Annotated in this window: 24 protein-coding genes and 1 tRNA gene; 13 read left to right on the top strand and 12 right to left on the bottom strand. The window is 67.5% G+C overall.

Features of this window, described 5'->3' with window-relative positions; genetic code table 11:
• Position 1: 1 nt before the first annotated feature.
• The 9 genes from MasN3_RS00820 to MasN3_RS00860 all read right to left on the bottom strand — a co-directional run bounded on the left by MasN3_RS00820 (position 2) and on the right by MasN3_RS00860 (position 9,558).
• Positions 2-613 (bottom strand): M15 family metallopeptidase, encoded by a 612-nt coding sequence (locus MasN3_RS00820; protein ID WP_281911456.1) that lies wholly within the window; start codon positions 611-613, stop codon positions 2-4.
• Positions 610-1,515, bottom strand: coding sequence for a LysR family transcriptional regulator (locus tag MasN3_RS00825; protein WP_281911457.1), 906 nt, complete (start codon positions 1,513-1,515; stop codon positions 610-612). Before MasN3_RS00825 ends, MasN3_RS00820 begins: the two co-directional genes overlap by 4 nt.
• 81 nt (positions 1,516-1,596) lie before the next feature.
• Positions 1,597-2,655 carry an N-acetylmuramoyl-L-alanine amidase gene (locus MasN3_RS00830; RefSeq protein ID WP_281911459.1) on the bottom strand — a complete coding sequence of 353 codons (1,059 nt, stop codon included), beginning with the start codon at positions 2,653-2,655 and terminating at the stop codon, positions 1,597-1,599.
• A 26-nt stretch (positions 2,656-2,681) separates the two neighbouring features.
• A complete protein-coding gene (locus MasN3_RS00835; protein ID WP_281911461.1) occupies positions 2,682-3,608 on the bottom strand; it encodes an N-acetylglucosamine kinase in 927 nt (308 codons plus the stop codon).
• Between the two features lie 19 nt (positions 3,609-3,627).
• Positions 3,628-5,238: a glycoside hydrolase family 10 protein gene (locus tag MasN3_RS00840; protein WP_370662324.1), complete on the bottom strand. Its 1,611-nt coding sequence runs from the start codon at positions 5,236-5,238 to the stop codon at positions 3,628-3,630.
• A 21-nt stretch (positions 5,239-5,259) separates the two neighbouring features.
• Positions 5,260-6,402, bottom strand: coding sequence for an acyltransferase family protein (locus MasN3_RS00845; protein ID WP_281911464.1), 1,143 nt, complete (start codon positions 6,400-6,402; stop codon positions 5,260-5,262).
• Between the two features lie 55 nt (positions 6,403-6,457).
• Entirely contained in the window at positions 6,458-7,753 is a 1,296-nt protein-coding gene (locus tag MasN3_RS00850; RefSeq protein WP_281911465.1) for an MFS transporter, read from the bottom strand.
• A 52-nt stretch (positions 7,754-7,805) separates the two neighbouring features.
• On the bottom strand, positions 7,806-8,684 hold the full coding sequence (gene murQ / locus MasN3_RS00855; RefSeq protein ID WP_281911467.1) for an N-acetylmuramic acid 6-phosphate etherase: 879 nt from the start codon (positions 8,682-8,684) through the stop codon (positions 7,806-7,808).
• A 130-nt stretch (positions 8,685-8,814) separates the two neighbouring features.
• On the bottom strand, positions 8,815-9,558 hold the full coding sequence (locus MasN3_RS00860) for a GntR family transcriptional regulator (protein ID WP_281911469.1): 744 nt from the start codon (positions 9,556-9,558) through the stop codon (positions 8,815-8,817).
• Positions 9,559-9,797: 239 nt separating this feature from the next.
• Here MasN3_RS00860 and MasN3_RS00865 point away from each other — a divergent pair, with 239 nt between their 5' ends.
• From MasN3_RS00865 to MasN3_RS00920, 12 genes are all read left to right on the top strand, one after another.
• On the top strand, positions 9,798-11,162 hold the full coding sequence (locus MasN3_RS00865; protein WP_281911471.1) for a serine hydrolase domain-containing protein: 1,365 nt from the start codon (positions 9,798-9,800) through the stop codon (positions 11,160-11,162).
• A 110-nt stretch (positions 11,163-11,272) separates the two neighbouring features.
• A complete protein-coding gene (locus MasN3_RS00870) occupies positions 11,273-12,508 on the top strand; it encodes a D-amino acid dehydrogenase (protein WP_281911472.1) in 1,236 nt (411 codons plus the stop codon).
• 111 nt (positions 12,509-12,619) lie between these two features.
• A complete protein-coding gene (locus MasN3_RS00875; protein WP_281911475.1) occupies positions 12,620-13,060 on the top strand; it encodes a YchJ family protein in 441 nt (146 codons plus the stop codon).
• Positions 13,061-13,202: 142 nt separating this feature from the next.
• Complete coding sequence (locus tag MasN3_RS00880; protein ID WP_281911478.1) at positions 13,203-14,810, top strand: carboxyl transferase domain-containing protein; 1,608 nt, start codon at positions 13,203-13,205, stop codon at positions 14,808-14,810.
• 12 nt (positions 14,811-14,822) lie between these two features.
• Positions 14,823-15,608, top strand: a complete 786-nt coding sequence (locus MasN3_RS00885; RefSeq protein WP_281911481.1) for an enoyl-CoA hydratase/isomerase family protein — start codon at positions 14,823-14,825, stop codon at positions 15,606-15,608.
• Positions 15,609-15,636: 28 nt separating this feature from the next.
• Positions 15,637-16,977, top strand: coding sequence for an adenosylmethionine--8-amino-7-oxononanoate transaminase (gene bioA / locus MasN3_RS00890; RefSeq protein ID WP_281911482.1), 1,341 nt, complete (start codon positions 15,637-15,639; stop codon positions 16,975-16,977).
• Positions 16,978-16,979: 2 nt separating this feature from the next.
• On the top strand, positions 16,980-18,167 hold the full coding sequence (gene bioF, locus MasN3_RS00895) for an 8-amino-7-oxononanoate synthase (RefSeq protein WP_281911483.1): 1,188 nt from the start codon (positions 16,980-16,982) through the stop codon (positions 18,165-18,167).
• A complete protein-coding gene (gene bioD, locus MasN3_RS00900) occupies positions 18,164-19,006 on the top strand; it encodes a dethiobiotin synthase (RefSeq protein ID WP_281911485.1) in 843 nt (280 codons plus the stop codon). Before bioF ends, bioD begins: the two co-directional genes overlap by 4 nt.
• An 11-nt stretch (positions 19,007-19,017) precedes the next feature.
• Entirely contained in the window at positions 19,018-20,049 is a 1,032-nt protein-coding gene (gene bioB / locus MasN3_RS00905) for a biotin synthase BioB (RefSeq protein ID WP_281911487.1), read from the top strand.
• 79 nt (positions 20,050-20,128) lie between these two features.
• The gene (locus tag MasN3_RS00910; protein ID WP_281911490.1) at positions 20,129-22,150 is read left to right on the top strand and encodes an acetyl/propionyl/methylcrotonyl-CoA carboxylase subunit alpha; all 2,022 of its coding nucleotides are present in this window, start codon (positions 20,129-20,131) and stop codon (positions 22,148-22,150) included.
• A gap of 35 nt (positions 22,151-22,185) precedes the next feature.
• Positions 22,186-23,115 (top strand): 2-hydroxyacid dehydrogenase, encoded by a 930-nt coding sequence (locus MasN3_RS00915; protein ID WP_281911492.1) that lies wholly within the window; start codon positions 22,186-22,188, stop codon positions 23,113-23,115.
• A 4-nt stretch (positions 23,116-23,119) separates the two neighbouring features.
• Positions 23,120-24,040 (top strand): hydroxymethylglutaryl-CoA lyase, encoded by a 921-nt coding sequence (locus MasN3_RS00920; protein WP_281911494.1) that lies wholly within the window; start codon positions 23,120-23,122, stop codon positions 24,038-24,040.
• Positions 24,041-24,134: 94 nt separating this feature from the next.
• Here the strand turns inward: MasN3_RS00920 and MasN3_RS00925 are convergent.
• Positions 24,135-24,211 (bottom strand) — tRNA-Pro (locus MasN3_RS00925).
• 100 nt (positions 24,212-24,311) lie between these two features.
• Between MasN3_RS00925 and MasN3_RS00930 the strand changes: the two genes are divergently transcribed.
• Positions 24,312-24,932, top strand: coding sequence for a hypothetical protein (locus tag MasN3_RS00930; protein WP_281911497.1), 621 nt, complete (start codon positions 24,312-24,314; stop codon positions 24,930-24,932).
• A gap of 4 nt (positions 24,933-24,936) precedes the next feature.
• Here MasN3_RS00930 and MasN3_RS00935 read toward each other — a convergent pair whose 3' ends face one another.
• A complete protein-coding gene (locus MasN3_RS00935; protein WP_281911498.1) occupies positions 24,937-25,473 on the bottom strand; it encodes an alpha/beta hydrolase in 537 nt (178 codons plus the stop codon).
• Between the two features lie 12 nt (positions 25,474-25,485).
• The gene (locus tag MasN3_RS00940; RefSeq protein ID WP_281911500.1) at positions 25,486-25,878 is read right to left on the bottom strand and encodes a hypothetical protein; all 393 of its coding nucleotides are present in this window, start codon (positions 25,876-25,878) and stop codon (positions 25,486-25,488) included.
• Between the last annotated feature and the right edge of the window lie 15 nt (positions 25,879-25,893).

Consider the following 25,893-nt stretch of genomic DNA (forward strand, 5'->3'; position numbering starts at 1 on the left):
ATCAGAGCACGCGGCGGTAGGTGGCGCGCACCAGTTCGCGGTCGCCGCAGTCGAAATGCCACCATTCGGTATTGATGCCGAAGAAGCCCGCCGCCAGCATGCCCTCGCGCAGCAGGCGGCGGTTGGCCACCTGCTCGTCGCTGAGCTCACCGGTGATGAGGAAACCTTCTTCCAGCGCCGGGTGCGACAGGTTGGTCATGTCGTCGAAGCCGGTGCCCATGTCGAGCTCGCGCCCCTGCTCGTCGAGCAGGGTGATGTCGAGCGCCATGCCATACGAGTGGATCGAGCCGCGCGCCGGGTTGGCCAGGTACATCTGCAGGCCGGTGCCTTCCAGCGCGTCCCACAGCTGCTGCTGCACGCGCTGCGGGCGCAGGGCGTCGAGCACGAGGGCGGTGTACCCGGGACGGCGCTGCTTCAGCCAGGCCACGACCTTCTCCAGCGCCTCAGCGGCGTCGCGGTGCAGCCAGGCGCAATCGAAGGGCGAATACAGGTCGCGTCCGACGAAGTTGTTGGGCGTGGCGTAGCGCAGGTCGATCGCGATCCCCGCGATGCTGGTGAGATGGCGGAATTCAGGGCTGCCGGCGATATCCTCGCTGGCGACTAGCAGGGTCATGCACAACCTTTTTCGAGACAGGCGCGCGCGGTCGCGCCGATACAGTTGGCCAGCTCCCGCGCCCCGTGCGACAAGGGGGAATGGCTGGCGCTCAGGAGATACAGGTGCACCGGCATCGCCGGCGCCCATTGGCGGCACTGCACCCTGGCCGGGTCGGCCGAAGCGGCGGTGAAGGGGTCGAGCACGGCCAGGCCGGCCCCGGCTTCCACCAGCGAGCGGGCGATCTGGTAGGTCTGCACCACGGTGTGGTAGACCGGCTGCACGCCTTGGGCCTCGCAGGCCGCGACCACGATCTCGCCCAGCGGGTCGCCGTCGTTCAGGCCGATCAATTCACCGCTCAGTCCTTCGACACCGAAAGGCCTGGACAGTTCTTCTTCGCTCCAGGTGCCGCGCGGCGCCATCACGGTCAGATAGCCGTGGGCGATCGGCTCGGCCACGATGCCCGGGTGGCGCGGGTCCTGCAGCGACAGGGCCAGGTCGGCTTCGCCCAGGCGCAGCGCGTTCACGATCTCGCTGGTGTGGTGGGTGGACAGTTCGCAGCGCGCCTGCGGGAAGTCGCGGCGCCACACCGTCATTGCCTGCGGCAGCACGCCGATCGCGATGGTCGGCGTCGAGACCAGGCGCACGGTCTCCACCGCACGGCTCTTCAGGCTGGCGGCCAGGCGGCGGATGCCCTGCAGGTCGCGGTTCAGCTTCTCGGTTTCGGCGAACAGGCGGTGCGCTTCGGGCTTCGGATACAGCTTGCCGCGCACCCGCTCGAACAGCGGCATGCCCAGCTGCAGCTCCGCATGCTGCAGGACTTTCGTCACCGCCGGCTGCGAGATGTGGAGAACCTGGGCGGCACCGCTGATGGTGCCGACCTGCATGATGGCGTGGAAAACTTCGATATGGCGCAGGCGCATCGCTTCATCCTTCTGTAGAGAGTCCGCGCACATGACGCGGATTTTGCGAAGGATACAGGGAAAACCCGGCTGCGGCGACCGTCACGGCGTGTTCACCACAGCCGGGTTGACCGGTGCGGCCGGAGCAGCCGGTGCCGGTGCCGGCACTGGCGTGGGCGCTGGCATTGGTGCTGGCGCCGGGACCGGCGGAGTGGCCGACACCGGCACCGGCACTGGCGCGGCCGGGGCGGGCGCGGTTTCAGGCACCACCGGGGCCGGCGGCGCGGCCGGCGGCAGCATCGGCACCGGCGAGGTGGTCACCGGCGGCGGCAGGATCACCGGCAGCGGCGCATTGGCTGGCGTGGTCAGCACCTCGAGCAGGGCCGCGGTCTCCGCGTCCGGGTTGCCGGCGAAGTCCGCCGGGCGGTATTTCATCTGGAACGCCTGCAGCACGGTGCGGGTCTGCTGGTCGAGCATCCCGGTCTGCTGGATCGCGAAGCCGTGGGTAGCCAGCTTGCGCTGGAACCAGAACACGTCCGGCAGGGTCGCCTCGAAGATCGGGCGCACCAGGGCGACGCGGTTCGCGTCCGGCCACAGCACCAGGCCCTCCCGGGCCAGGCGCGCCCACGGGAACAGCGGACCCGGGTCCTGCTTGCGCTGCGGCGCGATGTCGCTGTGGCCCAGCACGTTCTCGGGCGCGATGCCGTGGCGCTGGACGATGTCCTTCAGCAGCGGAATCAGCGCATCCATCTGCGACTGCGGGAAGGGATAGAACTGGCGGCCGCCGTCGGGCGTGGCGGTCCAGCCGGGATTGACGATCTCGATGCCGATCGAGCTGTTGTTCAGCTGCGTGTAGTTCTTCCAGCTCGAGTTGCCGGCATGGTAGGCGGCGCGGTTCTCGTCGACCAGGCGGTAGATGATCGGCTGGGCATGGTTCGTGACCAGGTAGTGGGAGCTCACCTGCTGCTCGGTCAGGATCTTGATCGAGGTCGGGTTGTCGGACACCGTATAGTGCAGCACCAGGAAGCGCGCGCGGCTCGACTGTCCCTTGGCCGTGTAGGTCGTGTCGATCTTCGGGCCGATCGGCTCGAGCGGGGTGGTGGTGCAGCCTGCCAGCACGGAAAGAATGATCGGGATGGCAAGAAGGTTCAGGTGTTTCATCGGGCTGGGATCCTGTGTGCTGGGTTTCAAGTGGCGCGCTGCGCCGGGCCTGCCGCCAGCCGCGCGGCCGCATAGTGGGCGCGCATGCCGGTCTGGCTCAGAATGGTATCGGGCGGCAGGGCCGCACGCATGGTTTCGACGATCGCCGGATGCAGCTCGGCGGCGCGGCCGGCCAGCGCCACCGGGCGCGGGCCGAAACGGTTCACCAGCGCCTGCGCCAGCCGGGCCAGTTCGCGGCCCGCTTCGCGCAGGATGGCGGCGGCGGCCGGGTCGCGCTCGGCGGTGGCGGCCACCGCGATCGCCAGCTTGCCGACTTCGCCGCGCTCGCGGCCATAGATGAACTGGCGCGAGAACGACCAGTCCGAACCGCCCACGTGCTGGAACACGGCGTGCGCCATCGGCGAGGATTCCCAGGCGCCGGGACGCTCGTCCTCGAGGCGCCAGATGTGGCGCAGCGCCTCGCGGGCGATCCAGAAGCCGCCGCCGCCGTCGTCCAGCACCACCCCGCGTCCGCCGGCGCGGTGGAAGCCCCCGCCCGCATCGATGAAGGCGCCGATCGAGCCGGTGCCCGAATACACGAGGTAGCCCTCGCCCGGCGTGAAGCTGGCGAGGTAGGCGATTTCGATGTCGTTGCTCAGCACGACAGCCTTCGGGTCGAGGCCGAGCAGTTCGCCCAGGCATTGCTGCAGGGGGCCGCCGTCGCCGCCGAAACCGGTCACGCCGGCGCGCACCGCCACCGGGCGGCCATGCGACAGCACCGCCTGGGCGATGGCGCCGAAGGTCGCCTGCACGGTCTCGCGCCCTTCGAGGCTGCCCATCTGCAGGGCCGACAGGCCCCCGGCCGTGCCTTCGGCGACGATGCGCCCGCCCGGCGCCGCGAGGGCCCAGCGGGTCTGGGTGCCGCCGGCGTCGATGCCGAGGCCCAGCTTGTCTTGCAGTTCGTGAGGGAGCATGGGCTGCGAGTGTTCCATATTACGCGGGCTTGCGCCAGGCCTGCACGCGCGCGCCTTCGCTGCCGAGGCGGTTCACCGCGCTCACGAACACCAGGTCGGCGCCGCCCAGTTTGGCGTCGTCCGGCACGGTCCAGTCGACGCGCGCGGCCGGCGCCACCGAGAAGCGCCACTCGCCGCCATGGCGCGCCCAGATCGCGTACAGCATGTTGGCCCTGCCGGCCTTGAGCCGCAGTTGCACGCCATCCTTGCCGCGCTTGGCGGACACCTGGGGCGTGCCGGGAGCTTCGCTGGCCAGCCAGGGCGTGGCCGGGACCAGCGCCTGGCCCTGGTAGGCGCTGGCGCGCAGCTGGTCGCTGATGCCCTTGCGGTTCTGGGTCAGGGCCGCCATGCTGAAGTGGACGTGGCCGGTCGCCAGCGGACGCTGGCGGGTCAGCGCGATCTGGTCCAGCACTTCTTTCGGCTCGTAGGCCAGGGTCGGCGCCGCCGCGCCGATGCGGCTGGTGAACAGGCCCGGCCACATGTGGCGGTTCTGCGGGTTCTGCGAGATCCAGTAGTCGAGCAGCACCGGGTAGGACTGGGCGGTCTGGGCGATCGGCCAGTACAGCTGGGGCACGAAATAATCGAGCCAGCCCTTCTCCAGCCACAGCTCGGCGTCCGCGTACAGCTTGTCGTACTGCGAGAAGCCGGAAATGCCCGGCGGGCGGCGGTCCGGGCGGCCCATGCCGAAGGGGCTGATGCCGAAGCGCACCCAGCTCTTTTCCTTGTGGATGCCCTTGTACATGCCCTCGATCAGGCGGTTGACGTTGTCGCGCCGCCACGACGGGCGATCCAGCTTGCCGCCGCCCGCAAGGTAGCGTTCCCAGGCCGGGCCGTCGGGGAAGTCGAGTTCCTTCGTTGCCGGCTTGCCATTGCCGTCCAGTGCCTGGGCGTTGCCCGCCACTTCCGGTGCCGCGATCGGGTAGGGGTAGAAATAGTCGTCGATGTGCACGCCGTCGATGTCGTAGCGGCGCACCACGTCGAGGATCACGTCCATGGTCTGCTTCGATGCCGCTTCCTCGGCCGGGTCCATCCACATGAACTTCCCGTAGCGCTTGACCACGGAGGGGATCGTATTGGTGATGTGGTTCGGCGCCGCCGGCGAGCGCGCGTTGTCGTGGCGCGCGCGGTAGGGGTTGAACCAGGCATGCAGCTCGAGGCCGCGCGCGTGCGCTTCCTTGATCCAGAACGCGAGCGGGTCATACCACGGCATCGGCGGCTTGCCCTGGGCGCCGGTCAGGTATTCGGTCCAGGGCTCGATCTCCGACGGATAGATCGCATCGGCCGATGGGCGCACCTGCAGCACGATGGCGTTCAGGTTGAGGCTGACGGCGCGGTCCAGGATGGCGATCGCCTCGCGCTGCTGCTGGGCGGCCGGCAGGCCTGGTTTGCTGGGCCAGTCGATGTTGGCGACGGTGGAGACCCAGGCGGCGCGGAATTCGCGCGGGGCCGCGGGCGGATTGTCGGCGCTGCCGGTACCGGGGACGGTTGGCTGCGTGGTGCAGGCGCTCAGGAAGCTGCCCAGGGTCAGCGCCCCCGTCATGCCGGCCATGCCGGCCAGGGTGAACGCACGTTTCTTCAAATCCGGCTTCAAATCCGCTCCTTTGTTCTCTTCTCAGACTTTGACGAACCACCGCTTGCGCCACATGCCGTACGCGATCGCGAACATGCAGGCGTTGAAGAGGATGGCATATAACACCGAGGTGTTGGCGGCACCCAGCGGCAGCGCCTTGATCGGCGCGTACAGCATGCGGCCGAGCGAGAGCTGGCTCCCGTCCGGCTGCGCCAGCTTGATAAAACCGAGCATCTTGGCCACGAAACCCGAGAACGCGAAGATGAACAGCGCGTTCATGCCATAGATGAGGAAGGGTTTGGCCCATGCGGCGGCGCGTTCGCGCAGCACTGCGTAGGGGTTGGCATCCAGCAGCCAGTAGAACATGCCGAAGGCCAGCAGCGCCCATCCGCTCATCCACAGGCAATAGGATACCGTCCACAGGCTTTTGTTGATCGGCATGAGCACCGCATCCAGGCTCGACCCCAGGCCCAGCAGGACCAGGCCGGCGAACAGCATCCACACGGTCTGCTCGACGCGCGGCAGGTTCGCCGCCAGCACCCGGCCGGCGAGCACGCCGAACAGCTGGCTGCACAGGGCGGGAATGGTGCTGAGCAGTCCTTCCGGATCCCAGGTCTTCGATTGCACCCACATGTGGCCATCCAGGACCATGCGGTCGACCCAGGCGCCGAAGTCCTGGCCGGGCTCCAGCACGCCGGCGCCGATACCCGGCACCGGCACCCACAGCATCAGGACCGTGTACAGCGCCAGCAGGCCGGTGATCACGGCCAGCTGCGCGCGCCAGCCCAGGTAGACCACGACCGGCGCGGCCAGCAGCGTGCACAGGGCGATGCGCTGCAGGACGCCCGGGATGCGCACGGTCTCGAAGTCGAAGCGCGGAATCAGGTTGAGCAGGAAGCCGATCAGGAAGATCAGCGCGGCGCGCTTCGCCAGCTTGAGCAGCAGGCGCGGCCTGTCGGCGCCGGCGGCCGCCAGGCGTCCGAGCGACAGCGTCATGGCGACGCCGCCGATGAACAGGAAGAACGGGAAGATGCAGTCGGTGAAGGTCCAGCCATGCCATTTGGCGTGGGCCAGCTGCGCATGCAGATTGCCCCAGTCGCCCGGATTATTCACGAGCACCATGGCGGCGATGGTGAAGCCACGGAAGGCGTCGAGCGAGGTCAGGCGCACGGGTGCGTCGCGCATTGCGGCGTTGTCTCCTTGTTATTGTCGGTGAATACGGGGCCGGCGGCCCCGTGGATCATTTCTTGCCGAATTCCGGGTCGATCTTCACCAGCGCCGCCATGATGAAGGCGGGGATCGTCGACAGGCAGGCCCAGATGAAGAAATGCTTGTAGCCGAGGTATTCCTGCAGGTCGCCGCTCCACATGCCCGGCACCATCATGCCCAGGGCCATGAAGCCGGTGCAGATCGCGTAGTGGGCGGTCTTGTGCTCGCCCTCACACACCATGATCATGTACAGCATCATCGCGGTGAAGCCGAAGCCGTAGCCGAACTGCTCGATCGCCAGCGCGGTGCAGACCACGGCGAAGCTGGTCGGCTGGGTCTGCGACAGGTAGACGAACACCAGGTCCGGCAGGTGGATCGCGAACACCATCACCCACAGGCAGCGCTTCAGGCCCAGGCGCGAGATCAGGTAGCCGCCGGCCAGGCCGCCCAGCGTCAGGAAGGCGATGCCGATGGTGCCGTAGGCGATGCCGTACTGCTCGGTGGTGAGACCCAGGCCGCCCGCGGCCAGCGGGTCTTTCAGGAACGGCGCCACCAGCTTCAGGAGCTGGGCTTCGCCCAGGCGGAAGGTCAGGATGAAGCCGAGGATCAGCCAGATGTCGCGCTTGCGGAAGAACAGGGCGAAGGTGGTGAAGAAGTCGCGCAGCGGGTTGCTGGTGCGTGCCACCTTGCGGTCGCTGTCCGGCCTGGGCAGGATGAAGCCGTGCCACAGGAAGGCCGCGAAGAAGAAGGCGGCGAGCACGAAGAACACGATGGCCCAGGCCTGGTTGACGCTCCCCAGGCGGGTCGCCAGGTAGCCGGCCAGCACCACCAGCGGGCCCTGCACCGACAGGGTCGCCAGGCGGTAGAAGGTGGAACGCACGCCCACAAAAGCCGCCTGCTGCTGCTGGCGCAGGCCGAGCATGTAGAAGCCGTCGGCCGAGATGTCATGGGTGGCGGAGCTGAAGGCCATCAGCCACATCACGGCGAGGCTGGCGATGAAGAAGTTCGGCAAGTGCAACGACAGGCCCACCGCCACCAGCGAAGCGGCCACGCCCAACTGCAGCAGCACGGTCCAGCGGCGCTTGGTGCCGAACATGTCGACGATCGGCGACCACAGGGGCTTGATCACCCAGGGCAGGTACAGCAGGCTGGTATAGAAGGCGATGTCGGAGTTCGACACGCCCATGTCCTTGTACATGATGACGGACAGGCTCATCACCACCACATAGGGGATGGCCTGCGAGAAGTACAAGGACGGAATCCAGGACCACGGATTGGACTGCGACGGGCTGGCGGCGGACGAAGGTTTGTCGAGCGAAGTCTGCATAGGTCTTTCGTGGTCGGCAGGAGCGGCGCGCACAGGAGTATGCGCCGGAGAGTTACGCGATGGCTTCGCGCACGCTGCCGTGCGCCGCCTCCAGGAGGGCTTGCGCCTGCTCGACACTGGTTTGTTTGATCAGGGCCACCACCGCGGTCTTGACGTGGTAGCCGCACTGCTCGAGCACCGCCTGGGCGGCGGCTTCCTCGGCGCCGGTGGCGAACACGGTCAGGCGGATGGCGCGTCGCACCAGCTTGGCGTTGGTAGCCTTCAAGTCTACCATCAGGTTGCCATATACCTTGTGTAAACGGACCATCAAGGCGCTCGAGAAGGTGTTCAGCGCGATCTTCTGCGAGGTGCCGGCCTTCAGGCGGGTGGAGCCGGAGATGATTTCCGAACCGGTGTCGAGGGTGATGCCGATCTCGGCGTCCTTGGCCACCGGCGCCTCGGCATTGTTGGCGAAACCGATCGTCAGCGCGCCGGCCGCGCGCGCGGCCTGCAAGGCGCCCAGCACGTAGGGGGTGAAGCCCGACGCGGCGATCAGGAGCACCACGTCGTTGGCGGTAACGGTGACCTTGTTCAGGTCGGCCGCGCCCTGTTCGAAGTCGTCCTCGGCCCCTTCGACGGCGACGAACATCGCGTCCTGACCGCCGGCCAGCAGCGCCACCGCGCGCTCGTGCGGCCAGGAGAAGGTCGGGTACAGTTCGACGCTGTCGAGCAGGCCGAGGCGGCCCGAGGTGCCGGCGCCCACGTAGATCAGGCGTCCGCCCGCTTCCACGCGCGGCAGCGCGGCGGTGACGGCGGCGGCGATGCGCGGCGCGGCGGCGCGCACGGCATTGACGGCATTGAGCTGGTCGTCGACCAGGACGTTGACCAGTTCCACGGTCGGGTACTGGTCGAGGGAAGCGTGGTCCTGGGCCGGGGTTTCGGTTTTCAGCATGCCGTGCCTTCTTGGTGCAAAGTAGTCGATGGAACCAGTGTAATACCAATTAGCGCAGGTGGCTCATGAAAGCTGCGCCTTTCATCATGCCGAAAAGTTATGCTGCACGCGTGGCCGGCAAGTGCCCGGGTCAGACGCCGGGGCGGCGCAGTTCGGCGACGAAGTCGTAGTGGTCGCTCAAGCAATACGAGTGCGTCAGCTCCACGGGCTCGCCCGATTCCAGGTAGCCGACACGGGTGATGTACAGGACCGCGCGGCCTTCCGGCACGTCCAGGCGCGCCGCCAGTTCGGCGGAGGCGTTCATCGCGCGCAGGTGCTGCAGCGCGCGCACCGGCATGTGCCCGGTCTTGGCCAGGTGGGCATACAGCGAGCCGCCGACGTTCTCGGGACGCGGCAGCACGGTGGCCGGGATCACGCTGACTTCATACGCCATCACCACCTCGTCGGCCAGGCGCAGGCGCTCCAGGCGCGCCACCCGCGTGCCCGGGGACAGGCCCAGCGACAGCTGCTCGTCGGCGCTGGCCAGCACGACCTCGCGGCGCAGCCAGTGGCTGCTGGGCGTATAGCCGCGCTGCTGGAGCTGCTCGGAAAAGCTCGACAGGTCCGACAGGGGCTGCTCGATGCGCGGCGCGATGTAATTACCGGAGCCGCGCCGGCGCACCACCAGGCCCTGGTCGACCAGCTGGTCGATCGCCTTGCGCGCGGTGACGCGCGAGACGTCGAGCTGCTCGGACAGCGTGCGTTCGGAAGGCAGGGCCTGGTCGGCCTGGTAGCGGCCATCGCGCACGTCTTGCGCGAGCTTGCGCGCCAGCTGCATGTACAGCGGCGAGTTGTCGGTCAGGTCGACCTGGAAGGCAGGGGTACTAGTCGTCATCGGCAGCATGTTCGGGAACTTGAACAAAGTGTAATGGCAACATTCGTTGACGACACACCAGGACCCATGAAAAAGCATTGTCTATGCATTCGCCTGGCTTATGAGCATACCACTTGATACCAATATAAAACGGTTATGCCAAGCTGACGGCTATTCATTTGGCAATCCTTCCTGTCACTCCGTATGCTCAACCAAAGGTTTACATGGTTCACAAATAACAACGGTCGAGAGGAGACGGGATGAACGAGCGCAGGCGTAGCTTGCTGGGCATGGCCCTGCTGGGCGCGGTCGAGCCGCTGCTCGCGGCGCCGGCTTCTCCCGCGTCCGCGCCGGCCCTCCCCGCTGCCGCCCGCCAGGCGCTCGACAGCGAACTGGCGGCCATCGTCACGGATCCGGCGATGCAGCTGGCCAGCCTGTCGGTGGTGGCCATCCGCGCCGGCCAGCCGGTGTATGAACAGGCATTCGGACGCCGCTATATCGGCAACGGCAGCCTGCCCGACAAGCCGGCCACGCCCGCGACCCTGTACCGGATCGCCTCGATCTCCAAGATGATGACCACGCTGGGCCTGATGCGACTTGGCGAAGCCGGCCGCATCGACCTCGAGGCCGACGTGTCGGGCTACCTGGGCTTCAGCCTGCGCAACCCGCATTTCCCGCAACGCGTCATCACCCTGCGCAGCCTGCTCACCCACACTTCCTCGCTGCGCGACGAAGGCGGCTATTCCTGGCCGCTCAGCACCGCGCTGAAAGACGTGCTGGTGCCGGGCGCTCCCCTGCATGGCGAAGGCAAGATGTGGTCTTCCCAGGCCGGCCCGGGCGAGTACTTCACCTACTGTAACCTCGGCTGGGGTGTGATCGGCACCGCGATGGAACGCGTGACGGGCGAGCGCTTCGACCTGCTGATGCAACGCCTGCTGCTGCAGCCGCTCGGCATTGTGGCGGGCTACAACCCGGCGGCCCTGCCGCCGGCGGCGCTCGAGAACCTGGCGACGCTGTACCGCAAGCGCACCGTCGACACCGAAGTCTGGAACGCGGACGGCCCCTGGATTGCCCAGGTCGACGATTATGCGGCCAGGCCGCCGGCGCCTCCCGCCGGCATCGCCAGCTACGTCCCCGGCGCCAACGCCACGCCCTTCAGCCCGACCGGCGGCCTGCGCATCTCGGCGCGCGACATGGGCGTGGTCATGCGGATGCTGATGAACGGCGGCGTGCACGGCAACGCGCGCCTGTTCCAGCGCGCCACGCTCGAGCGCATGTTCGCGCGCCAGTGGACCATCGACGACAAGGGCGGCAACGGCGATTCGCTGAATGGCTTCTTCCCGGCCTGGGGCCTGGGCAACGCCCATTTCCCGGACCGACCCGGCACCGGCCTGGTCGAAGGCGGCGGTTTCGACGCGGTCGGCCATTCGGGCGACGCGTATGGGCTGATTTCGGTCTTCGCGGCCGACCTGGCCCGCGGCAACGGCCTGGTCATGCTGAGCGGGGGCAGCTCGGCCGATCCGGCACTGCAGAAAGGGCGTTATTCGGCCCGGGCGCGTTTCGAGGAACGCATCCTCAGCGCGCTGTACCGCCACGCCATCGTCGGCCAACGGGCGGCAACATGATGCCAAAGCAGTCCTATATAAGCCGGTTATGGCGCCCGACGCGACTTTCATTGGCCGCTGCGCCGGCCGGCGCATAAGCTCCACACCCACGCTAAAAAGAAGAGTTCAGGATGCAGCAAATCATCGTCATCGGCGGCGGCGTGGTCGGATTGACCTCGGCCTGGTGGCTGGCCGAGGCCGGCTACCGCGTCCGCCTCCTCGAACGCGCACCAAGCGTCGGCAGCGGCTCCAGCTACGGCAACGGCGGCCAGCTCAGCTACCGCTACGTGTCGCCGCTGGCCGACGAAGGCGTGCCGCTGAAGGCCCTGCAATGGATGTTCCAGGACACCGGGCCGCTGCACTTCCGGCCTGAGGCCGACCTGCGCCAGTACCGCTGGCTGGCCAGTTTCCTCGCGCACTGCCGCGCCGACGTCAACCGCAAGACCACGGCCAAGCTGCTCGAACTGGGCGAGCTGTCGCGCCAGGGCATGAAGCAGCTCGAAGTCACCGTCCCGCTCGAGGATTTCGACTGGCGCGACGCCGGCAAGCTGGTGGTCTACCGCTCGCGCGAGGTGTTCGAGAAGGCGGCCGGCAAGCCGGGCGCCGGCGAAATCTGGTCCGCCAGCGAATGCGCCGCGCGCGAACCGGCCCTGGCGGCGGCCGAGCCGCTGCTGGCCGGCGGCATCTACAACAGCGGCGAAGCGGTGGCCGACTGCCACGCCTTCTGCCAGGCGTTGGCCGCGCGCCTGCGCGAGCATCCGCGTTTCGACGGTTTTATTCATGCCGAAGCGCGCCGCCTGGTGGCAAGCAAAGGCCGCATCACCGGCATCGAAACACGCCAGGGCATCCTCCAGGCCGACAGCTACGTGCTGGCGGCCGGCATCCAGAGCCGTAGCCTGTCGGATACGGTCGGGATCTCGCTGCCGCTTTACCCGCTCAAGGGCTACAGCCTGACGGCGCCCATCCGCGCCGACGACGTGGCGCCGGAAATCAGCGTCACCGACTTCGAGCGCAAGGTGCTGTATGCGCGCATCGGCAACAAGCTGCGCGTGGCGGCCATGGTCGACATGGTGGGCGAAGACCTGAGCCACAATCCGAAGCGTGTCGACGGATTGACGCGACAGGTGAAGGAAACCATGCCGCGCGCGGCGGACTATTCGCAGCTCTCGGTCTGGGCCGGCCTGCGTCCCGCCACCCCGAGCAGCGCCCCGATCATCGGCGCCACGCCCTACGGCAACCTGTGGCTGAACGTGGGCCACGGCCCACTCGGCTTCACCTTCGCCTGCGGCAGCGCCAGTTTGCTGGCCGGCGCCATCAAGGGCGAGGCCCCGCCCTTCTCCCTCGAGGGGCTGACCCTGCGCGGCTGACTCGCCACGCATACGGGCCGCCGGTGTCCGCCATACCGAAATGGCGGAATTATCCGCCATACCGAAATGGCGGAATTATCCGCCATACCGAAATGGCGGATAATGACGGCCATGTCCAAAACGACCACCCCTGGCGCCTGCCCCTGCGGCGGGCCGTCCCTGAGCGCCTGTTGCGGCCCGTTCATCGCCGGCGAAGCCCTGCCGCCGACGGCTGAGACCCTGATGCGTTCGCGCTACACAGCGTATACGCTCAAAAACGAGCCTTACTTGCTGGCTACCTGGCATCCGACAACGCGTCCGACTGAACCCATCATCGATGACGAGGAAGCAATCCGCTGGCTCGGGCTTGAGATAAAATCTGCTTTACGTTTACGTCAACGTAAAGTAAATTCGCCGGACGATCCAGACAGCGATACCGTGGAATTCGTCGCCCGCTTCAAGGTCGGGGGACGCGCGCATCGGTTGCACGAAGTGAGCCGTTTCCTGCGCGAGCCCGACCTCGAGACCGGGGTAAAGCGCTGGTATTACCTGGACGGCAGTTTCCCAAAATAAATACGGGAGGATCGAAGAACCGTAGCGAGCGGCAGCAATGGTGGTTGAGAAGCGCAGCTGTACGCATAGTACAGCGAGCATCGCAGACCGCCAGTGCAACGCGCAGTAGGTTATTCGAACCTCCCAGAGACAGAGGACGGCAATGCCCCAGATCGAGAGCAAACTGAACCCGCGCGGCGAGGACTTCAAGGCCAACGCCGCAGCCATGCAGGCCATCGTCGACGATTTGCGCGCGAAAGTCGCGCAGATGGCGCAAGGCGGCGGTGAAGCCGCCAGCACCAAGCACGTCGCGCGTGGAAAACTGCTGCCGCGCGACCGCGTGCAAATGCTGCTGGATCCGGGCACACCCTTCCTCGAGTTTTCCCAGCTGGCCGCCTACGAGATGTACGAGGGCGCGGCACCAAGCGCCGGCATCATCACTGGCATCGGCCGCGTCGCCGGGCAGGAAGTCGTGATCGTCTGCAACGACGCCACCGTCAAGGGCGGCACCTACTACCCGATGACGGTGAAAAAACACCTGCGCGCCCAGGAGATCGCCGAGCAGAACCACCTGCCCTGCATCTACCTGGTCGACTCGGGCGGCGCCAACCTGCCGAACCAGGACGACGTGTTCCCGGACCGCGACCACTTCGGCCGCATCTTCTATAACCAGGCCAACCTGTCCGCCAAGGGCATCCCGCAGATCGCGGTAGTGATGGGTTCCTGCACGGCGGGCGGCGCCTACGTGCCGGCCATGAGCGACGAATCGATCATCGTCAAGGAACAGGGCACCATCTTCCTGGGCGGCCCTCCCCTGGTAAAAGCCGCGACCGGCGAAGTCGTCACCGCCGAAGACCTGGGCGGCGGCGACGTCCACACCCGCCTGTCGGGCGTGGCCGACCACCTGGCCCAGAATGACCTGCATGCACTGTCGCTGGCCCGCACCATCGTGTCGAACCTGAACCGCGTCAAGCCGGTCCAGGGGGCACTACGCGACAGCGTCGAGCCGAAATACGCGCCGGAAGAGCTGTATGGCGTCATTCCCGTGGATACCCGCAAGCCCTTCGACGTGCGCGAAGTCATCGCGCGCGTGGTCGACGGCAGCGAATTCGACGAGTTCAAGGCGAGATATGGCACCACGCTGGTGTGCGGCTTCGCCCACATCTACGGCATGAAGGTCGGCATCATCGCCAACAACGGCATCCTGTTCTCGGAGTCGGCACTCAAGGGCGCCCACTTCATCGAGCTGTGCTGCCAGCGCAAGATTCCGCTGGTCTTCCTGCAAAATATTACCGGCTTCATGGTCGGCCGCAAGTACGAGAACGAAGGCATCGCCCGCAACGGCGCCAAGATGGTCACGGCGGTCGCCACCGCCTCGGTGCCGAAGTTCACCGTGATCATCGGCGGCTCGTTTGGCGCCGGCAACTACGGCATGTGCGGCCGCGCCTTCTCGCCGCGCTTCCTGTGGATGTGGCCGAACGCGCGCATCTCGGTGATGGGCGGCGACCAGGCGGCATCGGTGCTGGCCACGGTCAAGCGCGACGGCATCGAGGGCAAGGGCGGCCAGTGGTCGAGCGAGGAAGAAGCGGCCTTCAAGCAGCCGATCAAGGAGCAGTACGAGCACCAGGGCCACCCCTACTACGCCTCGGCGCGCCTGTGGGACGACGGCGTCATCGACCCGGCCGACACCCGTACCGTGCTGGGCCTGGGCCTCTCGGCCGCGCTCAATGCGCCGATCGAGGAAACGAAGTTCGGCGTATTCCGGATGTAAAGGGAGCTTGACATGGAATACCAGACCCTCACCGTCTCCATCGACGACAAGGTGGCCGCCGTCACCCTGAACCGCCCGGACCTGCGCAACGCCTTCAACGAGCACGCCATCGCCGAACTGGCGCTGGCCTTCGACGAACTCGGCCGCAACGAGCAGGTGCGCGCCATCGTGCTGGCCGCGAACGGTCCGGCCTTCTGCGCCGGCGCCGACCTGAACTGGATGAAGAAGATGGCCGGCTACTCGCACAGCGAGAACCAGCAGGACGCCGCGCGCCTGGCCGACATGCTGCGCACCATCTACCTGTGCCCGAAGCCGACCGTCGCCAAGGTGCAGGGCGACTGCTACGCCGGCGGCATGGGCCTGGTCGCGGCCTGCGACATCGTGGTCGCCAGCGAGGTGGCGCACTTCTGCCTGTCCGAAGTGAAGCTGGGCCTGATTCCGGCTACCATTTCGCCCTACGTCATCAAGGCCATGGGCGAGCAGGCTTCGCGCCGCTACTTCCTGACTGCCGAGCGCTTCGATGCGCTTGAAGCGCGCCGCATCGGCTTCGCCCACGAGGTCGTGGCGCCGGACGCGCTGGACGCCGCCGTGGCAGGCATCGTGAAGTCCCTGGTGTCGAACAGCCCGCACGCCGTGCGCGAAGCGAAACGCCTGGTGCGCGAAGTCGTGGGCCAAGCGGTCGACGACGCGCTGCTGGCGGACACCGCCAACCGCATCGCGGAAATCCGCGCGTCGACGGAAGGCCGCGAAGGCGTGGCTTCCTTCCTCGAGAAGCGCAAGCCGACCTGGCTGAACTGAGTTTTACGTATTGGATATTGGATCGATTGTGAAGCAGCAAACCTCTTCCGACTGGATCGCACGCAGCCTGCGCAGCGTGTGGCACCCCTGCACCCAGATGCAGCACCACGAAGAGGTGCCGCTGATCGCGGTCAGCCATGGCAAGGGGCCGTGGCTCTACGACCATGAAGGCCGCCGCTACCTGGACGGCATCAGCTCCTGGTGGGTCAACCTGTTCGGCCACGCCAACCCGCGCATCAACGCGGCGCTGAAGGACCAGCTCGACAAGCTGGAACACGCGATGCTGGCCGGCTTCACCCACGAGCCGGTGATCGCGCTGTCGGAAAAGCTGGCCGCCCTCACCGCCCACAACCTCGGCCACGCCTTCTATGCCTCCGACGGCGCCTCGGCGGTCGAGATCGCGATGAAGATGAGCTTCCACGCCTGGCGCAATGCCGGCTATTCGGACAAGCAGGAATTCGTCTGCCTGCAGGGCAGCTACCATGGCGAGACCATCGGGGCGCTGGCCGTCACCGACGTGCCGCTGTTCAAGGATGCCTACGGCCCGCTGCTGCGCGCCTCGCACGTGGTGCCGGCGCCGGATGCGCGCAACGCCACCGAAGGTGAATCCGCCCAGGACGTCGCCCGGCGCGCGATCGCCGACGTGCGCACCCTGTTCGAGGAGCGCGGCGACAAGATCGCCGCCATCATCGTCGAGCCGTTGGTGCAGTGCGCGACCGGCATGGCGATGTACGACCCGCTCTACCTGGAACTGCTGCGCGAGCTGTGCGACCAGCATCACGTGCACCTGATCGCCGACGAGATCGCGGTCGGCTGCGGGCGCACCGGCACCTTCTTCGCCTGCGAGCAGGCGGCCATCTGGCCGGACTTCCTGTGCCTGTCCAAGGGCATCAGCGGCGGCTACCTGCCGCTCTCGCTGGTGCTGACCAGCGACGCCATCTACCAGGCCTTCTACAGCGAAGACATCAGGCGCGGCTTCCTGCACTCGCACTCCTACACCGGCAACCCGCTGGCCTGCCGTGCGGCCCTGGCCACGCTCGAGATCTTCGAAGACGACGACGTCCTGAACCGCAACCGCGAGCTGGCCACCAAGCTGACCATCGCCCTGGCCCCGCTGGCCGAGCACGAGCGCGTGCGCCACTTCCGTCAGCGCGGCATGATCTTCGCCTTCGATGCGGTGGAGCCGGATCCTGCGCGCGCCTCGAGCTTCGCGCGCCGCTTCTTCACCACGGCGGTGGAGAACGAACTGCTGCTGCGCCCGATCGGCCGCACGGTCTACCTGATGCCGCCCTACGTGCTGAACGACGAGGACGTCGCCGGCCTGGCCGCGCGCACGCAGAAAGTCTTCGAATCGGTGATCGCGGGTTGACCATGGATCTGATCGCCGGCATCGACAAGAAACTCGCGCAGCTGTCCGCGCAAAGCCTGACGCGCCGCCGCCGCGTCACCGACGGCGCCAGCAGCCCGCGCCAGGTGGTCGACGGCCGCGAGCTGCTGGCTTTCTGCAGCAACGACTACCTGGGTCTGGCGGCACATCTGGCCGTCGTCGCGGCGCTGCGCGAAGGCGCCGGCCTGTACGGCGCCGGCAGCGGCGCGTCGCACCTCGTCAGTGGCCACAGCCGCGCGCACGCGCTGCTGGAAGAGCGCTTCGGCGAGTGGATGGCGCCTTACATCGAGCAGGCGCGCGCGCTCTACCTGTGCACCGGCTACATGGCCAACCTGGCGGTGCTCACCGCGCTGGGCGCCGATGCCGATGCGCAGATCTTCTCGGAAGCGCTGAACCACGCCTCGCTGATCGACGGCGCCCGCCTGGCCAAAGCCGGCGTCAGCGTCTATCCGCACGGCGACGTCGCCACCCTGGAGCAGCAACTGGGCGCCAGCACGGCCGCAACCAAGATCGTCGTCACCGACAGCGTCTTCAGCATGGACGGCAACCTGGCGCCGCTGCCCGCGCTGCTGGCGCTGTGCGAACGCGTCGGCGCCTGGCTGGTGGTCGACGATGCCCATGGCTTCGGCGTGCTCGGACAAAGCGGCCGCGGCGCGCTCGAACACTTCGCATTGCGTTCCCCGAACCTGGTCTACATCGGCACGCTGGGCAAGGCGGCCGGCGTGGGCGGCGCCTTCGTTGCGGCGCATGCCAGCGTGATCGAGCTGCTGGTGCAGCGCGCCCGCCCCTACATCTACACCACGGCCGCGCCGCCGGCACTGGCGCATGCGCTGCAGGCCAGCCTTGATATCATCGGCGGCACCGAAGGCGTGCAGCGCCGCGCCCACCTGGCCGCGCTGGTGGACCACCTGCGCGATGCGCTGCGCTTGCAACGCTGGCAGCCGGCGCCGTCCCATACCGCGATCCAGCCTATCCTCATCGGCAGCAACGAGGACGCGCTGCGCGTGGCCGCCGGCCTGCACGAACAGGGCTTGTGGGTGCCGGCGATCCGTCCGCCGACCGTGGCGCCGGGCACGGCGCGCCTGCGCGTGACCTTGTCGGCCGCGCACAGCCACGAGGACGTGGCAAGGCTGGCGCACGCACTGAACGAACTGGAAAGGGCCACCGCATGAAGAACCTGAACGAACCAGACCGGCCGCTCGCGCTGACGCCCGTGCTCACGGTGCCGGGAAGCGCCGGAGCCCCGGCCGCCACCGAAGCGCCGGCCGATCCGCAGCCGGAAGCGCTGCCCGTCGAGGGCGTGCCCTCGCGCTTCTGCTGCTTCGTCACCGGCACCGATACCGAGATCGGCAAGACCCTGGTCTCCGCCGCGATCCTGCACAAGCTGGCCTCCAGCGGCCGCCGCGCCTGCGGCATGAAGCCGGTCGCGGCCGGCGCCGAGATGCGTGACGGCGAACTGCACAACGAGGACGCCGACATGCTGCGCGCAGCCGGCAATGTGCACCTGCCAGGCAGCATCACCACGCCCTTCATGCTGAAGGAGCCGGCCGCGCCGCACATCGCCGCCGCGCTCGAAGGCGTGACCATCGAGCCGGTGCCGATCCTGGCCGCCTATACCGAGATCCACGCGGCCTCGGACGCCGTCGTGGTCGAAGGCGTCGGCGGTTTCCGCGTGCCCTTCAACGACGATTTCGACAGCGCCGACCTGGCCGCGCAGCTCAACCTGCCGGTGATTCTGGTGGTGGGCATGCGCCTGGGCTGCATCAGCCACGCCTTGCTCACCGTGGAGGCCATCGTATCGCGCGGCCTGGTGCTGGCCGGCTGGGTCGCCAACACGGTCGACCCGGACATGCCCTTCGAACTCGACAACATCAAGGCGCTGGAACAACGCATTCCGGCGCCACTGCTGGGCCATGTGCCCCGCCTGCAAGACCCGACGGCGCAAGCCGCCGCAGAATACATCGACCTCGCGGGACTGCCGGGCTGGCATTCTCCGCGCGTCCAGACTTAAGGAAAATCGAGATGTCCCAAACTAACACCGTCGCCCTGCATCGCCCTGTCGCCATCAAGCAGGCGGACAACGCCACCTGGCCGCTGGCCGACGTGCTGGCCCTGTTCGAGCTGCCCTTCAATGAGCTGATGTTCCGCGCACAGCAGGCGCACCGCGCCAACTTCCCGGACGGCGACGTCGAACTGGCCACCCTGCTGTCGATCAAGACCGGCGGCTGCGAAGAAGACTGCGGCTACTGCCCGCAGGCCGCGCGCTACGACACCGGCGTGGAAGCCAAGAAGATCCTCGACCTCGACACCGTGCTGGACGCTGCCCGCGAAGCCAAGGCCAATGGCGCCACCCGCTTCTGCATGGGCGCCGCCTGGCGCAGCCCGAAGGAGCGCGACATGGAAAAGGTCGAAACCATGGTGCGCGAAGTGAAGGCGCTCGGCATGGAAACCTGCGCCACCCTCGGCATGCTCGAAGAGGGACAAGCCGAACAGCTGAAAAAAGCGGGCCTGGACTACTACAACCACAACATCGACACCGCGCCTGACTTCTACGACAACGTGATCTCCACCCGCGAGTACCAGGACCGCCTGGACACCCTGGGCCGCGTGCGCAACGCCGGCCTGAAGGTCTGCTGCGGCGGCATCGTGGGCATGGGCGAGACGCGCGCGCAGCGCGCCGGCCTGATCGCCCAGCTGGCCAACCTGAACCCGTATCCGGAGTCGGTGCCGGTCAACCACCTGGTGCAGGTGGAAGGCACGCCGCTGCACGGCATCGAGAAGCTCGACCCGATCGAGTTCGTGCGCACCATCGCGGTGGCGCGCATCACCATGCCGCAGGCGCGCGTGCGCCTGTCCGCCGGCCGCCGCGAGCTGGGCGAGGCGGTGCAGGCGATGTGCTTCATGGCCGGCGCCAACTCGATCTTCTACGGCGACAAGCTGCTCACTACCGGCAATCCGGAAGCGGACGACGACCGCGTGCTGCTCGGGAAGCTGGGCCTCAAGACGCGCGCCGCGACGCTGGATTCGGCGCCGAAGGCTGCCTGCGGCTGCTAATCGTACGACACTGCGCTGCGGCCGGGGAGACACGGCCGCAAGCAACCAATTCGAACAACCAGAAGCGAAAGACAAACGCATGTTCACCAAAATCCTCATCGCCAACCGTGGCGAAATCGCCTGCCGTGTCGCCGCCACCGCGCGCCGTATGGGTATCCGCACCGTCGCCGTCTACTCGGAAGCCGATGCGGGCTCGAAGCACGTGGCGGTCTGCGATGAGGCGGTCCTGATCGGCGCGGCAGCCGTCAAGGACAGCTACCTGCGCGGCCAGAAGATCATCGAGGTGGCCAAGGCGACTGGCGCCCAGGCGATCCACCCGGGTTACGGCTTCCTGTCCGAGAACGCGGAGTTCGCGGAAAGCGTGCAGGCCGCCGGGCTGGTGTTCATCGGCCCGCCGGGTTCCTCGATGCGCGCGATGGGCTCCAAGTCGGCTGCCAAGCAGCTGATGGAGGCTGCCCGCGTGCCGCTGGTGCCGGGCTACCACGGCGACAACCAGGAGCCGGCTTTCCTGCGGGAGCAGGCCGACCGCATCGGCTATCCGGTGCTGCTCAAGGCCAGCGCCGGCGGCGGCGGCAAGGGCATGCGCGTGGTCGAGCGCTCGGAAGACTTCGAAGCCGCGCTGGCTTCGTGCAAGCGCGAAGCGATCAGCTCCTTCGGCGACGACAAGGTGCTGGTCGAGAAATACCTGATCCGCCCGCGCCACATCGAGATCCAGGTGTTCGCCGATACCCATGGCAACTGCGTCTACCTGCACGAGCGCGACTGCTCGGTGCAGCGCCGCCACCAGAAGGTGCTGGAAGAAGCGCCGGCGCCCGGCATGACCCAGGACCGCCGCGCCGCCATGGGCGAAGCGGCCGTGAATGCCACGCGCGCGGTCGGCTACGTGGGCGCCGGCACGGTGGAATTCATCGCCAACCAGGACGGCTCCTTCTACTTCATGGAAATGAACACCCGCCTGCAGGTGGAGCACCCGGTCACCGAGATGATCACCGGCACCGACCTGGTCGAGTGGCAGCTGCGCGTGGCAAGCGGCCAGCCGCTGCCGAAGAAGCAGCACGAGCTGGCGATCCACGGCCATGCGATCGAGGCGCGCATCTACGCCGAGAACCCGGAGAAGGGCTTCCTGCCGTCGATCGGCACGCTGCGCCACATGGACACCCCGCAAGCGGTCGAATTCCAGCTCGGCGCGGACGGCAACGGCCCGGCCGCGGTGCGCGTCGACTCGGGCGTGCGCGAAGGCGATGCGATCTCGCCCTTCTACGACCCGATGATCGCCAAGCTGATCGTCTGGGGCGCGGACCGCATCCAGGCCCTGGCGCGCCTGTCGCAGGCGCTGGCGGAATTCCAGATCGTCGGCCTGGCCACCAACATCGCCTTCCTGAAACGCCTGGTCGAGGGCGAAGCCTTCTCGACGGCCGATCTGGACACCGGCCTGATCGACCGCCACGGCGCCGCGCTGTTCCCGGCCCCTGGCGCCGCGCCGCTGGGCGCCCTGGCCCTGGCCGCGCTGGCGCTGAGCAGCGGCGAAACCGTGCGCGGATCGGCCAACCCGGCCGATCCGTGGGCGCAGGCACGCGGCTGGCGCATGAACAGCGCCTACCGCCGCGTGCTCTCCTTTGCCGATGAGTTCAGCGGCGAGCAAGGCTACCAGGTCGGTTTGACCTACGGCGCCCACGGCTGGGAAATCGACGCGGGCGGCGAACGCCAGCCGCTGGCGCTGCTGCGCCACGAAGGCGCCGAGCTGAGCATCCGCCTGGGCGAAACCTCGTTGCACGGCAGCGTGCGCCGCGACGGCGATCTGTTCCACGTGTTCACGGGCGGCCGTCATTACACCCTGTCGTACAATGACCCGATGGCGCATGCCGGCGAGCTCGAGGCCGCGGGCGGGCGCCTGACCGCGCCGATGCCGGGTAAAGTGGTGGCGGTGCTGGCCTCGTCCGGCCAGGAAGTCAAGAAGGGCGAGCCGCTGGTCATCATGGAAGCAATGAAAATGGAGCACACGATTTCCGCGCCGAGCGACGGCCTGGTGGAAGAAGTGCTGTACCAGGTCGGCGACCAGGTGGCGGATGGCGCGCCGCTGCTGGCGTTCAAGGCGGCATAAAGGACCACAAAACCATAAAAAGAGAGGGGGAGACCATGCGCATACTCCTGTTCCGTGGAGACGGCGTGATCGAGCCATGGGTGCGCGAATTCGCCGCCCTCATGCCGCAGGTGGAGACCGTCGCATGGAAAGAAGGCGCCGCCCTGCCGCCCTGCGACTACGCGGTGGTATGGAGCCCCACGCCGGGCCTGCTGGACCAGCTCGCGCACGTGCGCGCGATCTTCCTGATGGGCGCCGGCGTCGACGCCCTGCTCAAGCTGGGCAACGCGCTGCCGCCGGTGCCGATCGTGCGCCTGGGCGACGCCGGCATGGGCGTGCAGATGGCGGAATACGTGTCGCATGCGGTGCTGCGCTACTACCGCCACTTCGACGACTACGAACAGCAGGCGCGCCACGGCGTCTGGGATCCGCTGCCGCTCACGCCCAAGGAAGAATTCGCGGTCGGGATCATGGGACTGGGCAGGCTGGGGCTGCCGGTGGTCGAGGCGATGCGCCTGTTCGGCTTCCCGGTACGCGGCTGGAGCCGCACGCCCAAGGACATCCCCGGAGTAGAGTGCTTCCACGGCGAGGAAGGGCTGGAGCCTTTCCTGCGCGCTACCCGCGTGCTGGTCTGCATGCTGCCGCTCACGCCCGAGACGGCCAACCTGCTCGACCGCCACCGGCTGGGCAAGCTGCAGCCGGGCGCCTTTCTCATCAACGTCTCGCGCGGCGCCATCCTGGCCGAGCCCGACCTGATGACCCTGATCCGTTCCGGCCACATCGCCGGCGCCACGCTCGACGTGTTCCGCCACGAGCCGCTGCCGGCGCCGCACCCGTTCTGGAACGAGCCGCGCATCAGCATCACCCCGCACATCTCGGCGCTCACCGTGCGCCATGACGCCGTGCTTCAGATCGCCGACAAGATCGCGAAGCTGGAGAGCGGCCAACCCGTCGACGATATCGTCGACCGCGATCTAGGATACTGAAAGAATGAACCAGCAAGCCAGCCTGCCGAGGAAAGTAAAAATTGTCGAAGTGGGGCCGCGCGACGGCCTGCAGAACGAGAAGGAAGCGCTGTCCGCCGAGGTAAAAATCGAACTGGTGAACCGCCTCGCGCGCGCGGGCTTTCCCAACGTCGAGGCGGCGTCCTTCGTCTCGCCCAAGTGGGTGCCGCAGATGGCCACCAGTAGCGAGGTGATGGCCGGCATCGAGCGCCTGCCCGGCACGATCTACTCGGCGCTGACGCCGAACATGCAGGGTTTCGAAGCCGCACTGGCCGCGAAAGCCGATGAAGTGGTGATCTTCGGCTCGGCCTCGGAAGCTTTTTCGCAGAAAAACATCAACTGCTCGATCGCCGAGTCGATCGCACGTTTCGAGCCGGTGGCCAGGGCTGCCAAGGCCAACGGGCTGCGCCTGCGCGCGTCGATCAGCACGGCCTTCGGTTGCCCCTACCAGGGCGAGGTGCCGCTGGACGCCGTGGCCGACGTGGTGCGCCGCATGCGCGACCTCGGCGCGGATGAAATCGACATCGCCGACACCATCGGCGTGGCGACCGCGCGCAAGACCCAGGCCGTGATGCTGCGCGCGGCGCAGGAATTTCCGCTGGAACGTCTGTCGGGCCACTTCCACGATACCTACGGACAGGCGCTGGCCAACATCTACGCGGCGCTGGAAGTCGGCGTGGCCATCTTCCATTCGTCGGTGTCGGGACTGGGCGGCTGCCCGTATGCGAAGGGCGCGACCGGCAACGTCGCCACCGAAGACGTGCTCTACCTGATGAACGGGCTGGGGATCGAGACCGGGATCGATCTCGACCAGGTGGTCGATGCGGGGCAGTTCATTTCGCAACAGCTGGGGCGCAAGGGGGCAAGCCGGGCGGGCAATGCCATCGCCGCAAAACGCGCCGCATGATCTGCTGGATGGCCGGCAACACCGGCCACCAGTCAACACCCCTGCCAAAACGAAAAAGGCCGACAGCTTTCACTGTCGGCCTTTTCCTTTATGCTGGTCGGAGTACAAGGATTCGAACCTTGGACCCTCTGGTCCCAAACCAGATGCGCTACCGGGCTGCGCTACACTCCGAGAAGAAGAATCATACCGTCTCAGGCACATCCGGTCAAGGTTTCAGGCCAAATTAAGGAGAGCTGTCGTATTCTGCGACAACAATTTGGCCAGGAACATGATGAGTTTGACAGCAGCTTTCCGCGACGATGCAGACATGATGCAGGGGAACAAGGGCGTTCTTGTCGGCGTCGGCGTCTCCATGGCCGTGCACATCCTCTTGCTGCTTGCCTATCGTAACTCCGGGCCGGGCCTACCCCCTGTCGAGTTGGAAGCGCCCGCATCCATGACGGTGCGGATCATAGCGCCGGCGCCGCCGCCCGAGCCGCCCCGCGTCCAGGCGGCCGCGCCGCAGCGTAGCGGCGCGGCCGCCCGTCGCGGCACACGCAAGACCACGCCGGCGCCCGTGATTGCCGTCCCGGCATCGCCGCAACGGGAAGAAGCGCCCGATGCCTTCACGGTGCAGCAGGCAGAGGAGCCGGCACCCGTGCCAGGTGACGCGCCCCGGTTCAATATGAATTCCGCCAGGCAGACAGCACGGCAACTGGCAGGTCAAACCAAACTGGGCCGTGAAGGACAGGCGAACGCGCAATTCCCCGATCCGCCCCTGGAAACGGAATCGCCGCTCGGCAAGGCCATCGGCAAGGCCAAGCGCCGCAACTGCAAGGACGGCATCCCCGGTGGATTGCTGGCGCCGCTGCTCCTGGCCATGGACAAGAAAGACCACGGCTGCAAGTGGTGAGAGCTCAGGCGCCCTTCTTCGGCTTCAGGTAGCCGCGCATGTCCAGCCAGCGCGCGAAGCCGTCGAACCAGCCGGTGCTGGTGGTGCTCTTCCGGTACATGCCGAAACCATGCCCGCCCTGCTCGTAGAGGTGGAATTCCACCGGCCGCCTGGCGGCGCGCCAGCTGTCGACCAGGCCATAGCCGGCATTGCCGAACAGGGGATCGTCCGCGGCGAGGGCGATGAACAGCGGCGGCGCGTCAGGCGGCGCCTTCATCGGCGCGAGTGGACCGTAGACGTTCCCGATGAAGGCGGGTTTGGCGTCCTGCCCATGCAGCGCGGTCGCCATGGTCAGCATCGCGCCGGCGGAGAAGCCGACCATGCCGATGCGCTCGGGGTCCACCCGCCACTCTTTCGCGCGCGAGCGCACCAGCGCAAAGGCGGCGCGCGCGTCGGCGATCTGCGGCGCCAGGGTCACGGCCGGATCCTGTTGCGAAGCGCGCCGCGCCGCCTGTGCGCCCGCCGAGAACATCTGCGCCATCGAGCGCGCGAAGTCGCCCATGTCCTGCGGCGTCTAGTTCAGGCGGTACTTCAGCACGAAGGCCGCCACGCCCCTGTCGGCAAGCGCGCGGGCCACGTCCCAGCCCTCGTTGTTCATCGACAGCGTGCGAAAGCCGCCGCCCGGCGCGACGATCACCGCGGCGCCGGTCGCCTTGGCCGGATCCGGCAGGAAGGGCGTCAGCGTGGCCAGCGTCACGTTGCGGGCGAACACGCTGCCGTACTGGCTGTGCCAGCTTTCCTTGGTGGCCGCGCCCGGCAGCTCGCCGGTGCCCAGCACGATCGCGTCCGGCTGGGCCGGGATCGCGATCGGCGTCATCCTGTCGTCCTGCGCCAGCGCCGGCGCGGCCAGGGCGCACACCAGGCCGGCTACCCCGGCAGCCAGGCCCATGCGGATTGTCCTCATCATCTGTTTTCTCCTCTC

Origin of the sequence: Massilia varians, assembly GCF_027923905.1 — a bacterium.
In the GTDB taxonomy this organism is placed as follows: Bacteria; Pseudomonadota; Gammaproteobacteria; order Burkholderiales; family Burkholderiaceae_D; genus Telluria; species Telluria varians_B.